This window comes from Saccharopolyspora ipomoeae (genome assembly GCF_029952525.1).
In the GTDB taxonomy this organism is placed as follows: domain Bacteria; phylum Actinomycetota; class Actinomycetes; order Mycobacteriales; family Pseudonocardiaceae; genus Saccharopolyspora; species Saccharopolyspora ipomoeae.
This window is the reverse complement of sequence record NZ_JASAOF010000004.1, coordinates 111,619-126,235: the sequence shown is the minus strand read 5'-3', so window position 1 is coordinate 126,235 and position 14,617 is coordinate 111,619. Positions and strand designations below refer to the sequence as shown.

The following is a 14,617-nucleotide window of genomic DNA, read 5'->3' as shown; positions in this document are numbered from 1 at the left end:
GGGCGATGCGGTTGTGGCCTTCGTTACCTGCGACAATGTGCGGACCAGTGCGATGGCCAAGGAGGTCGGCGACCACGTGTCCGGTTCCGCAAGCAACAGCGCCACAGGGCCTGTTCTCGTTGTCGACTACGGCGCCCAGTACGCCCAGCTGATCGCTCGGCGGGTGCGCGAGGCGCAGGTGTACTCCGAGGTCGTCCCGCACGACACCCCGGTGTCGGAGATGGTCGCCCGCGATCCCGCGGCGATCGTGCTGTCCGGTGGTCCTTCCAGCGTGTACGCCGAGGGCGCGCCGCAGGTGGACCCGGAGCTGTTCAACGCGGGCGTCCCCGTCTTCGGCATCTGCTACGGCTTCCAGGCGATGACCTCCGCGCTCGGCGGCACCGTCGAGCACACCGGCACCCGCGAGTACGGCCGCACCGAGGTCGAGATCAGCGGTGACGGCGGGCGGTTGCACAACGACCTGCCCGGCCACCACCCGGTGTGGATGAGCCACGGCGACTCGGTCAGCAAGGCCCCCGAGGGCTTCCAGGTCACCGCCGGTACCAAGGACACCCCGGTCGCGGCCTACGAGAACGTCGAGCGCCGCCTCGCGGGCGTCCAGTACCACCCCGAGGTGGTGCACTCCCCGCACGGTCAGGAGGTGCTGCGCCGCTTCCTGCACGAGATCGCCGGTGTCCGCCCGCAGTGGACGACCTCGTCGATCGTGGACGACACCGTCGCCGCGATCCGCGAGCAGATCGGTGACCGCCGGGCCATCTGCGGCCTCTCCGGCGGCGTGGACTCCGCCGTCGCCGCCGCGCTCGTGCAGCGCGCCATCGGTGACCAGCTGACCTGCGTGTTCGTCGACCACGGTCTGCTGCGGGCCGGTGAGCGGGCGCAGGTCGAGCGCGACTTCGTCGCCGCGACCGGCGTCAAGCTGGTCACCATCGACGCCGTCGACCGGTTCCTGGGCGCGCTGGCGGGGGTCACCGACCCCGAGGAGAAGCGCAAGATCATCGGCCGCGAGTTCATCCGCGTCTTCGAGCAGGCCGCCCGCGACCTGCAAGCCGAGGCCGGTGCGGCAGGCGAGCAGATCGACTTCCTGGTGCAGGGCACCCTCTACCCGGACGTGGTGGAGTCCGGCGGCGGCTCGGGCGCGGCCAACATCAAGAGCCACCACAACGTGGGCGGACTGCCCGACGACCTGCAGTTCGCGCTGGTCGAGCCGCTGCGCGCGCTGTTCAAGGACGAGGTCCGCCGGGTCGGCCTGGAACTGGGCCTGCCCGAGACGATCGTGCACCGGCAGCCGTTCCCCGGCCCCGGCCTGGGCATCCGCATCATCGGCGAGGTCACCGCGGACCGGCTGGAGACGCTGCGCGCCGCCGACGCGATCGCCCGCGAGGAGCTCACCGCCGCCGGCCTGGACCGCGACATCTGGCAGTGCCCGGTGGTGCTGCTGGCCGACGTCCGCTCCGTCGGCGTGCAGGGCGACGGCCGCACCTACGGCCACCCCGTCGTGCTGCGCCCGGTCTCCAGCGAGGACGCGATGACCGCCGACTGGACGCGGCTGCCCTACGACGTGCTGGAGCAGATCTCCACCCGCATCACCAACGAGGTCCCCGACGTCAACCGCGTGACCCTGGACGTCACGTCCAAGCCGCCGGGCACCATCGAGTGGGAGTGACGGTTTTACCCCTCTGTGGTCGTTCTGCTTGGCGGTGCGGGTAGCGGAACCTCAGACGCCTTCTGGCTCCGGGATCCGAGGCTTGTGTATGCCAATACACGACACGTCGGCTGTCCTCCCCGGAAGACGTCTGAGAACCCGCGGCGGTGCAAGCGTCTTAGGTGGGGTGCTGAGAAAGCCGCTTCGCCGCTTGCCTGACGTGAAGAAGGGCCCCTCTGACCTGGTCAGAGGGGCCCTTTTCAGGTTCGGCTCACTGCTCGACCTTGACCCAGTCGATCAGGTAGCGGGCCGTTCCGGCCTTGATCTTGTCGACGCTCTCCTGCGGCAGGCCCGGGTAGGGCTCCGTGACGCCGTTGACGTTCTGCGGGTACTGACCGCCGGTGGCGAAGTTCAGGATCATGTACTGCGGGTCGTCGAAGACCCAGGTCCAGCCGTTGGCGTCGAACTCGGCCTTGGTCACCTGGTAGGTCTGGGTGTCGTCGACGAAGAAGGTGAAGCCCTCCGGCGTCCAGTCCACCCGGTAGGTGTGCCAGTCGGCCGGGTCCTTGCCCTCGAAGTTCTGCTGGTGGGTGATCGGGGTGTCGCCGTTGTACTCGGGGCCGTGCATCGCCGAGCTGGTCCACGGCTCGCCGACGTGCTCCATCACGTCGACCTCGCCGCACTCCGGCCACGGCTTGCCCTCGTTGATGCTGGTGCCCAGCGACCACCACGCCGGCCACAGGCCCGAGCCGGTGGCGTTCTCCGGCAGCTTGATGCGAGCCGAGTAGCTGCCGTAGGTGAACTCGAACTTGTCCTCGGTCTTCACCCGCCCGGACACGAAGTCGTAGGTGCCGCCGTCGGGCGCCTGGAAGCCCTGCTGGTAGCGCGGGTGCAGCGCGAGCGCGCCGTTCTGGGCGCCGGTGCCGCTGTCGTCGTGGTCGATGTAGATCGTCTCGGGCGAGTCGACGTAGGCCTGCTGCTCGTTGTTGACGGTCCCGAAGTTCTCACCGGTCACCTCGACCTGCCACTTCGAGCGGTCGAGCTCGCTGCCGGAGAAGTCGTCGAAGAAGACCTCCGCGCGCGGCTTCGCGTCCTTCGGCGCCTCAGCCGGGTTCGCGCCCGCCGCCGCGGACGGCAGCGAGACGAACAGGGCGAGCACGGCGCCGCCTGCGAGCAAGCGGTTCCTGGTCATGGCCAGCTCCTTGCGGGGATGTTGGGAGCAACGCTGTTCGGATCGATCAAGACCGCAGTATCAGCAGACCGGAGCCGCGCTCGGTGGAGGTTGTCGTGTTTTGGAAAGGGTGCAGGAGATGCGATCGGTGAGGAACGGGAAAAATTCCCGGAAATCCTCAACGCGATCGCGAAAGTGCTGGTGGAACTGGCAAATTCACTCCGCTCGACGACGCAGCGACGCCACCAGCAGCACGACGCCGACGATCACCGCGACCCCGGCGAGGATCCACTGCAGGAAGCTCGACAGGTCGAGCGCGACGGTGGCCGTGATGATCAGCGCGATGGCGCCTGCGACAAGCAGGATCGGGTCGGGGCCCTCGTAGGGCGTGGTCTCGTCAGTCACGGACGACCTCCACGTTTCCGGTGCCCACCGCTGCGTTGAGCACGAGTTTGCCGCCACCGAGCCCGTCCGGGCCCTCGTCGGTGACGGACCGCTGCAGGTCCTGGCCGTTGGCGTGCCGGCCCAGGCAGGTGAGTTCGCCGACCTCGGCGTCGCAGTGCGCCGTCACGTCCACAGTGGAGGGAACGCGGATCAGGACCTTGCCCGCGCCGACGTTCGCGGTGGTCTCCACGACCTGGCCGGTGCTGATCCGCAGATCCGACAGGTCCAGCTCGACGGTCCCGGCGGTGCGGTCGTAGCTCGACAGCACGTCGGTGGTCTCGATCGGCGCGACCCGCAGGTCGCCCACGCTCAGATCGCCGTTGAACCGGTACTCGTCGGCGAACGAGGCGATCAGGGCGAACATCGCCAGCGGCACCGCGAACAGGATCGGCCAGCGCCCCACGTGCAGGAACGCGCCGATCACCATCGCCGCGCCGAGCACGCCCAGGCCCGCGGCCGCCGCCGGAGCGCCCCCGGCGCCCGAGCCCGCGACCACGACCGCGGCCAGGAACGCCGCGAGCAGCGCGACCGGGTTGAACCACCGGTACCGCCGCGACCTCGGCTCCGGCGGTTCGGGCTCGGAGGGCTCCGGCAGGTCCCACGCGAACGGTGCCGCGCCAAGCGGGTCCCACGCGGGCGGGGTCTGCGGCTCCGCCGCGGCACCGGGGTAGACCCAGGTGTTCTCGCCGGTCGGAGTCGCTTGCGGCGGCGGGTTCGACGTCCCGGTCACCTGGCGGTCGCCCTGGTTGCGGTGCAGGAGGTACAGCGCGACCGGACCGGCCGCCAGCCCCAGCACCGCCATCGAGCTGATCATCCACATCAGGCTCGGGAACAGCAGGAGCACCAGCACCACCACGATCCACGTCGCGGTGGGTTCGCGGCTCGGCGTCGTCTGGCCGGGCAGCGGTGGCGCCTCCTTCGGGAACAGCAGCCAGCCCAGCATGTAGAGGACGATCCCGGCTCCGCCGTAGCAGGCGAGCACCACGAAGGCGACCCGCACGAGGATCGGGTCGACGCCGTAGCGGCGCGCGATCGCCGCCGACACACCCGCCGCCTTCGACCCGCTGCGCGGCCGGACCGGGCGGGTGGCCCAGAAGTCGCGCAGGGTGGCGTCGACGCCACCGGATTGCTGCGTGCTGTTCATGCCGACCACTATCCGACCCGGCGCACCTCCCGGGAATCCGGGAGTCCCCTGAGACCACCCCCGGTCCCGGGCTCCGCCGCCTCCCGGGGGGTGGGAAGTTTTCATGAAAACTTCGATCTCCCACCGCACGTCGGGAACGGCCCTCCGAGAGTTCTTCGAACAGGTCAACCGGGTGGTGGTCCGTTCGGGGACGGGGAAGTTCTCATGAAAACTTCCCCACCCCACGTCGACCGGAACGGGCGTCGAGAGGCCACCAAGTCGATCGTCGTCCGGGAGCTCGGTGGGGAGCTCGTCAGGAAGACGATCCCACCCCCGGGTAGGTCAGGGGACGTCCCTGATGCCCCGGGGGTCTCGACCGTGTGACCATCGAAAACGTGACGGCCCCCGACGACCAGAACCCCTCGCAGCCCCCGCAGCACGCGCCGCGCAAGGTGAATCCGATGCGGACCGACCCGCGGATGCGCCGAGGCGGTGAGCCCACCGAGCGGATGCTGCCCGTGCTCCCGCAGCTGCACCGGACCCGCGACGGGCGGTTGCTGGCCGGGGTGTGCGCGGGCGTGGCCGAGCACCTGGGCGTCCGGGTGCTGTGGGTGCGGATGACCTTCGCGGTGCTGTCGGCTCTCGGTGGCGCAGGGATCCTCGGGTACGCGCTGCTGTGGGCGTTCGTGCCGCAGGGCGGCGGATCGCGCCCGGCGACGAAACGGGAGTGGCAGCAGGGCTTCGGGATCGTGCTGCTCGGCGTCGGCGCGCTGGCCGCCTTCGGCGCCGTGCTGTCGATGCCGACGTGGCTGACGGTCCCGCTGGTGGTGGCCCTGGTGGGGGCGGCGGTGGTGTGGCGGGAGGCCGACGACTCACAGCGCCGCCGCTGGCGGCAGGGCGCCCGCTCCGGGGTCGCGGGCGCCCTGCTCGGCTCGGGCGCGCGCAGCGCCTGGATCCGGGTGATGTCCGGTGCCGCGCTGGTGGTCGTCGGCATGGCGCTGCTCGTCGGCAGCACCACCTCGCTGGACGCGCTGCCGACCGGGCTGCTGGCCTCCGGCGCCACGCTCGTCGGCGTCGCCGTGCTCACCGTGCCCTGGTGGGTGCGGATGATGCGCGACCTCAACGTCGAGCGCTCCAGCCGAATCCGGTCCCAGGAGCGCGCCGAGATCGCCGCGCACCTGCACGACTCGGTGCTGCAGACGCTGGCCCTGATCCAGAAGCAGGCCGGTTCCGAGCGCGAGGTCCGCAGGCTCGCCCGGGGTCAGGAGCGCGAGCTGCGCGGTTGGCTCTACGGCCCCGACGGCTACGGCGCGGCCGGGGACAGCGCGGGAACATCCGAGGAGGCGGAGAAGGCGACCTTCGCCGCCGAGGTGGCCCGCATCTGCGGCGAGGTGGAGGACCACTTCGCGATCACCGTGCAGCAGGTCGTCGTCGGCGACTGCGAGGTCGACGACCGGCTCACCGCGCAGCTCAACGCGGCCCGCGAGGCGCTGGTCAACGCGGCCAAGCACGCCGGGGTCCGCGAGGTCAGCGTCTACGCGGAGGTCGAACCCGAGCTGGTGTCGGTGTTCGTGCGCGACCGGGGCGCCGGGTTCGACCCGGACCAGGTCCCCGAGGACCGGCACGGGCTCGCCGACTCCGTGCGCGGCCGCGTGCAGCGGCACGGCGGCAAGGTCAAGGTGCGCACCTCGCCCGGTCAGGGCACCGAGGTCGCGATGGAAATGCCCAGGTCGGCGGCGTGAGGCGTAGCCTGCCTGGGGAAACGACGTTTTCGGAGGATGTTGTGACCGGTGAAGCCACCGAGGATCCGGGCTCGGTCCGGGTGTTCCTCGTCGACGACCACGCGCTGTTCCGCGCCGGTGTCCGCGCCGAGCTCGCCGCCGCCGACGGCGTCGAGATCGTGGGTGAGGCGGGCTCGGTCGCCGAGGCGGTGGCCGGCATCGGCCACTACCGGCCCGAGGTGGTGCTGCTCGACGTCCACATGCCCGACGGCGGCGGCGCCGAGGTGCTGCGGCAGGTCCGCGCCCGCTCCGGCGACGACAAGGGCGAGATCGTGTTCCTGGCCCTGTCGGTCTCCGACGCGGCCGAGGACGTGATAGCGGTGATCCGCGGCGGCGCCCGCGGCTACGTCACCAAGACGATCTCCGGGCGCGAGCTGGTCGACGCCATCACCCGGGTCAAGGCCGGCGACGCCGTGTTCTCGCCCCGGCTGGCGGGATTCGTCCTCGACGCCTTCTCCGAGGGGCCCAACGCCGCGCCGGTCGGCGATCCCGAGCTGGACCTGCTCACCCGCCGCGAGCGCGAGGTGCTGCGCCTGCTCGCCCGGGGCTACGCCTACAAGGAGATCGCCTCCGAGCTGTTCATCTCGGTCAAGACCGTGGAGACCCACGTCTCCAGCGTCCTGCGCAAGACGCAGCTCTCCAACCGCTACGAGCTCTCCCGCTGGGCCTCCGACCGCCGCCTGGTGTGACGGTCGGGGGCGCGTCACTTCATCGGGTGGTTCCGGGCGAGGTCGGCGTAGAGCTCCGACGCTCGCGCGAAGCTGCGGCCCGCGCGGGTGAGCAGCGCCGGCGCGCCCGGGGTCTTGCGGTGCGTGAGGGCGACGCCGAGCAGCACCACGACCATGCCGAGGATGACTCGGAGCGGGAGCTGCTCGCCCAGCAGGAGCCAGCCGAGCAGGACCGAGAAGATGGGCATCACGTAGGTGACCGTGGAGGCCGTGGTGGCGCCTTCGTCGCCGATGAGCCGGTAGTTCAGGGCGAAACCGATGCCGGTGCCGACCACGCCCAGGGTGAGGACGGCCAGCAGCGCCACCGGCTCCCAGTGCACCATCCGCAGCCCGTCGAGGGGCAGCGCGAGCACGGAGAACCCGATCGCGGCGGTGAGCTGCATGCTCGCCAGCGCCAGCGGCGGTGTGCCGCGCCCGGTGATGAACCGTCCTGTGTAGACGAATCCGATGCCGTAGCTGGCGGACGCCGCGACGCACGCGAGCACGCCCCAGCCCAGCATCCCGCCGCCCTGCCACGGCGCGAAGATGACCAGCACGCCGAGGAATCCGAGCAGCAGGCCCGCGGCGCGGCGCGGTGGCAGCGCCTCCCGGCCGGCGAGCAGGCCGAACAGCACCGTCCACAGCGGTGTCGTCGCGTTGAGCACTCCGGCCAGCCCGGACTCGACGGTCTGCTCGCCGACGGCCAGCAGCACCCACGGCAGGGCGTTGGCGAACACCGCGGCGACGGCGACGTGCCGCCACAGGACGCGGTCGCCGGGGATGCGCAGGCCGCGCACCGCGCAGATCGCCAGCAGCGTGAGCGCGCCCAGCACGATGCGGGCCAGCGCGATCTGCGTCGGTGACAGGGCTTCCAGACCGAGCTTGATCAGCAGGAAGCTCGCTCCCCAGAACAGCGCGAGCGCGCCCAGCCGCAGGTAGCTGGTCGGGTTGTTCATGATCACTCCCCAGAGTCGTCGAAGCCGGTTCACCGAAGTGGTACGACCAGCTTGCGGAACCCGAGGTGTAAGGAAAAGCGAATTAATCTCAACGAACGTGTAAGCAATCCTGTATCGTTGGTGGCGTGCTCGACGTCAGGCGGATGCAGGTCCTGCGCGCGGTGGTCACCAGCGGTTCGGTGAGCGCTGCCGCGTCCAACCTCGGCTTCACCCCCTCGGCCATCAGCCAGCAGCTCTCCACGCTGGAGAAGGAGGCCGGGACGCCGCTGCTGGAGAAGGTCGGGCGCGGGCTGCGCCCGACCCCGGCGGGCACGCTGCTGGCCGAGCGCGCCGGGCGGATCGCCGAGCTGCTGGGCGAGACCGAGGCCGAGCTCGCCGACATCCGGGCCGGTCGCACCGGCCTGCTGCGGCTGCGGTTCTTCACCACCGCCGCCGTCGGCCTGATCCCGCAGGCCGTGGCCAAGTTCCGCGCCGAGCACCCGGAGGTGCAGCTGGACCTGCAGCTGCAGGAGGCGGGGCTGCTCGACGACGTCGAGGCCGGGGAGGCGGACCTGGCGGTCATCGTGCTCGGCGAGTCGGTGCCGGAGCGGCGCGGGGTGCGGCTGGTGCACCTGGCCGACGACCCGTACCGGGTGGTGCTGCCCGGCTCGCACCCGCAGGTCGACCAGGGGAGCGTCGACATGGCCAAGCTGGCCCACGACTCGTGGATCAACAGCTCGGTCACCGACGGCGGGATCTGCTCCCGGCTGCTCGAAGACGCCTATGCCAGCGCCGGTTTCACGCCGCGCGTCGTGGTCGAGACCGACAGCACCTACTCCGCGCAGAGCTTCGTCGCCGCGGGGATGGGGATCGCATTGGTGCCGCGGCTCGGGCTCGACGTCGTGCACCCGGGCGTGGAGGTCCGCGCGGTCACCAACCCGGAGCCGACCCGCCACCTCCACCTCGCCGTCCGCGAAGCCGTCGCCGACCTCCCCGCCGCCCGCTCCCTCCAGCACTGCCTCCACGAAGTGGCCCAGAAGTGACCTGACGCAGAAGCGCCCCGCTGTAGAAGCGCCCCGCCGTGGAAGTGGGCTGAAGCGGAAGCGGGCTGGCGCGGAAGTGGGCTGACGCGAAGGTGGGGTTGTCGTGCTCTGGAGTGGGGCAGTTTTAGTGAGAACTGTCCGGGCATAACGGACATCGATCATGGACGGTTTTAATTAAAACTGTCCCCTGCCCACCATCGTCGACACCGCGCTGGACCACCGCAGCGAGGAGGGGCTTCCCCGGGGGTTCGGAGGAGCCCCTCCTCGGGTGGTCAGCGCCTGTTGTCGGTGTTGATCAGGGCGTCGCCGTCGGTGTTGGCGACCATGCCCAGGACGTGCATCTCGACGCTCTTGTTGCCGTCCTTGGTGAACTGGAGCGTGACCACGACGTTGGCGCCGGACTGCATCGGCTCGCCGATGATCTTGACGTCGTCGATCTGCTTCCAGAACGCCTCGTAGCGCTCCTTGCCCTGGGACTGCAGGCTCGGCCCGAGCAGCTCCCAAGCCTCGTCGAGGTCGTCGGGCACCAGGTTGTAGTACTTCTTGACCGCGGCGACCAGCTTCTCCTTGGTCACCTGCTTCTTGGTGCTCGTCGCGCTCGACGTCGGAGCCCGGCTGCTGGTCGTCGGGGCCGCCGAGGACGTCGGGGTAGCCGAGGTCGTCGGGGCCGGCGCGGCCGTCGGGACCGGTTTCGGAGCGGGGGCCGGAGCCGCGCCCTTGTCCTGCGAACCGGAGCCGAACGCGTTCGCGGCCAGCACGCCCACCAGGACCGCCACCACGATCGCCACGATCCACAGCGCCACCTGCTTGCCGCCGCGGCGCGGCGCGGCGGCCGCCACCGGGGCAGCGCCGCCGACGCGGGTGGGCGGGCTCGCCCCGCCCATGCCTGCGCCGGCCATCCCGCCGCCCTGGTAGGCCATCGTGGGCGAGCCGGTGGGCGGAGGCGGTGCGGGCGCCTGCTGCTGGCGCTGCCAGCCCGCACCGGCGCCCGGGGACGCGCTGGGCACCGGACGGCCGTCGAGCACGGCCTGCAGCAGGTCGCGGGTGTGCGCCATCGTCGGCCGGTCCACCGGATCCGGGCACAGCATCTGCATCAGCACCGGCGTCATCGGCCCGGCCTGGCGCGGCGGCTCGAACTGACCGCGCGCGACCCGGTGCAGCAGGCTGATCGCGTTCTCGTCGGTGCCGAACGGCGGACCGCCCTCGATCGCCGCGTACAGCGTCGAGCCCAGCGAGAACACGTCCGAGGCCGGTGCCGGGTCGCGGCCCAGCGCGACCTCCGGGGCCAGGTAGGCGGGGGTTCCCGCGAGGATGCCGCTCTTGGTGACCGCGACGTCGCCGATCGCCCGGGAGATGCCGAAGTCGGTGATCTTGGCGAGGTCGTTCTCGCCGAGCAGGATGTTCCCGGGCTTGAGGTCGCGGTGGACGATGCCGGCCATGTGCGCGGCGGCCAGCGCACCGGCCACCTGCACGCCGATCCGGGCCACCCGCATCGGCGGCTGCACGCCCTGCTCGTCGATGACGGCGGCGAGGCTGGTCGAGGGCAGGTACTCCATGACCAGCACGGGCTGGCCCTCGTCCTCGGCCACGTCGAACACGACGATGGCGTTCTGGTGCTGGAGGCGGGCGGCGATGCGGCCTTCGCGCATCGACCTCTGCCGCGCTTCCTCGGTCTCCTCGGGGGTGTAACCGGGCTGCAGCAGCAGTTGCTTGACGGCGATCGTGCGGTGGAGGCGCTCGTCGACGGCCTTCCACACCACGCCCATGGCGCCGCTGCCGATCTTTTGCTGCAAGCGGTACCGGCCCGCGATCAAACGACCTTCGGCGCTCACCGGTGTCTCCTGGTACTGGTTCGCCCCACGGGGCTCGCCTGTCTGAGGACTGCCTGTTTTCTCGTTAGCGATGAGGACGGACCGGACTCCCCGCTGCCGGCTTCACCCGACGGTGTCACGCCCGCAGCCACGTTACTGGGCGGCCCACTCCGGGCGGCACCCCGGGGCCGGAATGCGCCTGCGGCCGGGACGCTCACCTGGTGATGAGCATCCCGGCCGCAGGGCGTCGAGACGATCGCCGACTACCTCACTGGGTGGTGATGCTGCCGGACTGGCTCGTCGTGGTGCTCGTCGGCTTGCTGGAGGTCTGCTCGGCGCTCGACGTCGGCTGCTCGGTCGACGTGGGCTCCTCGCTCGACGTCGTCGGCTCCTCCGCCGAGGTCGTCGGTTCCTCCGTGGAGGTCCTCGTCGGCTTCTTGCTCGTCGTCGTCTCCTCCGACGTCGTCTCCGGCGGCGGCGCGGGGGCCTGCGGAGCCTCGGACTGCTGGTTGGCCGGCTGCGGCGGCGGTGCCTGCGGCCGCAGCGCGGAGGTGACCAGCACCGCGATCACCGCGACGGCGACCAGCGCGATCGCCGAGATGATCACCGGCCGCTTGCTGCTGCGCCGCGGCTCCTCGTAGACCGCCGAGTCGGCGCGCGGATCGGCACCCATGTACGACGTGGCGTCCTCGTAGGGGCGCTCCGTGTACGGGTCGTCCTCGTAGTAGGCGACGGTGGTGCCCGCGGCGGCGCCCGCGCCCATCACGCTCGTCGCCTCTTCCGGGGTCTCCGGGGCCAGCGCGGGCGGGATCGGGGCGGCCATCGTCGGGATGGAGTTCACCGAGCCGCCGTCGGCCACGGCCTGCAGCATCTCGCGGGACTGCGCCATGTCCGGCCGGTCCTGCACGCGGGCGGCCATCATCGCCATCAGCGGCTGGGCCATCGGGCCCGCCTGCTGCGGCGGCTCGATCTTGCCCGCGGCCACCGCGTGCAGCAGCGCCAGGGTGTTCTCGTTGAGACCGAACGGCGGGTGCCCCTCGATGGCCGCGTAGAGCGTCGCGCCCAGCGAGAACACGTCGGAAGCCGGCGTCGGCTCCTGACCCATCGCCACGTCCGGCGACAGGTAGGCGGGCGTGCCCGCGAGCATGCCGGTCTTGGTGACCTGCACGTCGCCCTGCGCCCGGGAGATGCCGAAGTCGGTGATCTTCACCTGGCCGTTGTCGCCGAGCAGGATGTTGCCCGGCTTGATGTCGCGGTGCACGACACCGGCCGCGTGCGCGGCGCCGAGCGCCGACGCGACCTCCGCGCCGATCCGCGCCACCTCGCGCGGCGGCAGCGGCCCGTGATCGGACATCATCGCGGCCAGGCTCGTCGACGGCAGGTACTCCATGACGAGGACCGGCTGGCCCTCGTCCTCGGCCACGTCGTACACCGAGATCGCGTTCGAGTGCTGGAGCCGGGCCGCGATCCGGCCCTCTCTCATTGCCCGTTGCCGCGCTTCCTCGGCTTCACCCGGATCCAGACCGGGCTGCAACAGCAACTGCTTGACCGCAACGGTGCGGTGCAGGCGCTCGTCAACACACTCCCACACCACGCCCATCGCGCCACTGCCGATGCGTCGCTGCACCCGGTAGCGTCCGGCGACCAGGCGACCTTCGTCGCTCACCGACGTCTCCCCGTACTGCTATCGATGCCCAGCGGTGCCACCGCCCGGAGTTCCGGACGCCGTCCCACCGAACACCGGCGGATTAGGGCGGACCGGCATCGGCCCCCCACAAGTACACGTTTCCAGCACGACCCGGGTTGCCACCGAACCGCGATACGGCAGCCTAGCCGACGCCGTGCGGGCGTAGGTCCGAAGTCGAAAAGATCGGTACGACCTGTTTCGACCCGGTGCCGTCCGATCCGGACGCCCGGGTGACCCGGGCAGTTCGCCCAGCTGTTTGCGCTGGTGATCCGGATCTGCGCCGTCCGGTGCCGTTGAGCTCATGACCCTCGGCACCGACCGGCTCACGCCACGGTACCGGCGGCGGCGTTCCTGGTGGGCGGGGGTGGCGGTGGTGACGGGTCGTTGCCGCATTGTTGTGCACCCCCCGCGGCCGGTCGGCTCAGCCGGGCGGCAGCTGGTGCGCGCTGCGCAGCTCGGCTCCGACGATGCGCGGCAGCGGCCCGGGGGAGACGTGCAGGTGCTGGTCGAGGAGCACCCGGCGGCCGTCCGGGTAGACGGCCTCGACCTGAGCCGACACCGACGCGTCGGACTCCCTCCGCAGGCCCACGACGCGCACCGCGCTGACGGCCTCCCACGCCCGGCGCAGCTCCTCGGCCTGCCCGAGCTCGGGCGCGATGAGTTCGCCGAGCCGGTCCGGGGCGTCCTGGGCGCGGCGGTAGAAGTCCTCGACGAGGCCGATGGTGGTCTCGGCGCTGCCCGCGGCCGGGTTGGCCAGGTGCGCGTTGTCCGGTTCGGCGGCGACGACGGCGCTGCTTCCCTCGGTGGCGGCGTTGAAACCGCCGTTGTCGTGGAACGGCCACGCGGCCTGCAGCACCAGGTCCGGGCGCAGCGCCAGGGCGCCGCTGATGGCCGCGGCGGAGTCGGTGGGGCGCGGCAGCTGCGCGGGCTTGGCCATGACCAGGGCGCCCGCTCCAGCGGCGGAGACCAGCAGGAGCACGCCGAGCACGGCCAGCGCGACCAGCCCGCCCAGCGGCGGCGAGGCGGAGGTGAGGTCGGGGCGCTCGTCGAGGTCACCGGCGAGCAGGCCCTGCTCGGGGGCGTGCGGTCCGCGCCGGATCAGCTCGGCGACCGTGACGGTGTCGCCGAGCCCCGGGTCGCTGAGATCGCTGGGGTGGTCGTCCACGGCCTGAAGACGTACCCGCCTGCTGCGGTCAGGGGAAGACTTCGCGCAGGAATCACCGGATGGGGTGGCACCGAAGATCACGAACGGAGTAGTCGATCACGATCCGTGGTCACGAGAGCTGCTCGTCGGACGCGATCAGCGGGCGATCGGCCATCTCGTAGCGCAGCACGCGGCGCTCGGTGCGCTGCGAGCCGTCGGGGAGCGTCAGCCGCAGCGCGTGCGTGGTGCTGGTGGGCGTCACGTAGACCTCCGTGACCTCGACCTTCGTCGCGTGCGAGTAGCGGGCGGCGAAGGACTCGTAGCCCTCCTCGCGCAGCCGACCGGTGGTCAGGGCGTAGGCGCCCGGCAGGTCGCCCGCGGCGATCGCGTCGTAGTACTGCTCGCTGCTGCGCTGCATCCCCTCGGTGTCGGTCAGCTTCAGCAGCTGCGGCGCCTCGGTGGTGGGCGGCCTGCTCGTGGTCGGCGGGCTCGGGACGTCCGCGCCGGGAACGCCGCCGCCCGGCGCCTCCGGCAGGTCGTCGCTCGCCTCCTCGCCGGGATCCGGGGTCGCGGTGCCGGTCGGCAGCGGGCCCGCGGCCAGGCGGTTCGGGCTGCTCGGCGGCCGCGGCGCGGCACCCGAGGTCGTGGGCCGGGTGGGGTCGCCGGTGAGGAAGTACGGGTCGCGCAGCAGCGGGGGGTAGGCGCCGCCGCGCGGCATGCTCGGCAGGTCCAGGCCCTCGATGCGGGTGGTGTGGCTGGACACGAGCGTCGTGGCGAACACCAGACCGCCCAGCGCCGCCACCGACGAAGCGATGGCGAACCAGGCCGCGCGGCGCCACGACCGCGGCGGCGTCACCGAGGCGGGCACCATGCCGAGGTCGAACTTGTGCAGCCCGCCCACGGGCGCGGTATCGATCAGCGGGTCGATCACCAGCCGTGGCGAGGAGTCCTCGGACGCGGTCCGCTGCGCGGGGACCGGAGCCCAGGCGGCTCCGGCGTCGGTCTTGCGATGCCGGCCAGGTGCCGGTTCCGGGGGTGGCGGCGGCCCATCGAGTGAGCCGCTCCAGCCGATGGTTCTGCCGCTGTGCATCGGAGTCTCGACTTCCTGCAAGTCGTGAGGGTTCACGGC

At 71.6% G+C, this 14,617-nt stretch carries 12 protein-coding genes; 4 read left to right on the top strand and 8 right to left on the bottom strand.

Annotation, left to right across the window (positions count from 1 at the left end):
* The first annotated feature begins 52 nt into the window (after positions 1-52).
* Complete coding sequence (guaA, locus tag QFW96_RS09975; RefSeq protein WP_281455299.1) at positions 53-1,663, top strand: glutamine-hydrolyzing GMP synthase; 1,611 nt, start codon at positions 53-55, stop codon at positions 1,661-1,663.
* Positions 1,664-1,913: 250 nt separating this feature from the next.
* Here the strand turns inward: guaA and QFW96_RS09970 are convergent, their stop codons facing one another.
* From QFW96_RS09970 to QFW96_RS09960, 3 genes are all read right to left on the bottom strand, one after another.
* Positions 1,914-2,834, bottom strand: coding sequence for a glycoside hydrolase family 16 protein (locus QFW96_RS09970; protein WP_281455298.1), 921 nt, complete (start codon positions 2,832-2,834; stop codon positions 1,914-1,916).
* A gap of 195 nt (positions 2,835-3,029) precedes the next feature.
* The gene (locus QFW96_RS09965; RefSeq protein ID WP_281455297.1) at positions 3,030-3,218 is read right to left on the bottom strand and encodes a hypothetical protein; all 189 of its coding nucleotides are present in this window, start codon (positions 3,216-3,218) and stop codon (positions 3,030-3,032) included.
* Complete coding sequence (locus QFW96_RS09960; protein ID WP_281455296.1) at positions 3,211-4,401, bottom strand: PspC domain-containing protein; 1,191 nt, start codon at positions 4,399-4,401, stop codon at positions 3,211-3,213. The genes QFW96_RS09965 and QFW96_RS09960 overlap by 8 nt, the downstream gene beginning before the upstream one ends.
* Before the next feature lie 458 nt (positions 4,402-4,859).
* Between QFW96_RS09960 and QFW96_RS09955 the strand changes: the two genes are divergently transcribed.
* The gene (locus tag QFW96_RS09955) at positions 4,860-6,122 is read left to right on the top strand and encodes an ATP-binding protein (protein WP_425524742.1); all 1,263 of its coding nucleotides are present in this window, start codon (positions 4,860-4,862) and stop codon (positions 6,120-6,122) included.
* Positions 6,123-6,163: 41 nt separating this feature from the next.
* Entirely contained in the window at positions 6,164-6,850 is a 687-nt protein-coding gene (locus QFW96_RS09950; RefSeq protein WP_281455294.1) for a response regulator, read from the top strand.
* 14 nt (positions 6,851-6,864) lie between these two features.
* Here the strand turns inward: QFW96_RS09950 and QFW96_RS09945 are convergent, their stop codons facing one another.
* Positions 6,865-7,824 (bottom strand): DMT family transporter, encoded by a 960-nt coding sequence (locus QFW96_RS09945; RefSeq protein WP_281455293.1) that lies wholly within the window; start codon positions 7,822-7,824, stop codon positions 6,865-6,867.
* 125 nt (positions 7,825-7,949) lie between these two features.
* Here QFW96_RS09945 and QFW96_RS09940 point away from each other — a divergent pair, with 125 nt between their 5' ends.
* Positions 7,950-8,846 (top strand): LysR family transcriptional regulator, encoded by an 897-nt coding sequence (locus tag QFW96_RS09940; protein WP_281455292.1) that lies wholly within the window; start codon positions 7,950-7,952, stop codon positions 8,844-8,846.
* Positions 8,847-9,118: 272 nt separating this feature from the next.
* On the opposite strand, the gene QFW96_RS09935 is transcribed toward QFW96_RS09940, so the two are convergent.
* From QFW96_RS09935 to QFW96_RS09920, 4 genes are all read right to left on the bottom strand, one after another.
* On the bottom strand, positions 9,119-10,678 hold the full coding sequence (locus QFW96_RS09935) for a serine/threonine-protein kinase (RefSeq protein WP_281455291.1): 1,560 nt from the start codon (positions 10,676-10,678) through the stop codon (positions 9,119-9,121).
* 247 nt (positions 10,679-10,925) lie between these two features.
* Positions 10,926-12,323, bottom strand: coding sequence for a serine/threonine-protein kinase (locus tag QFW96_RS09930; protein ID WP_281455290.1), 1,398 nt, complete (start codon positions 12,321-12,323; stop codon positions 10,926-10,928).
* 442 nt (positions 12,324-12,765) lie between these two features.
* A complete protein-coding gene (locus tag QFW96_RS09925) occupies positions 12,766-13,509 on the bottom strand; it encodes a hypothetical protein (protein ID WP_281455289.1) in 744 nt (247 codons plus the stop codon).
* 109 nt (positions 13,510-13,618) lie between these two features.
* Complete coding sequence (locus QFW96_RS09920; RefSeq protein ID WP_281455288.1) at positions 13,619-14,578, bottom strand: hypothetical protein; 960 nt, start codon at positions 14,576-14,578, stop codon at positions 13,619-13,621.
* Between the last annotated feature and the right edge of the window lie 39 nt (positions 14,579-14,617).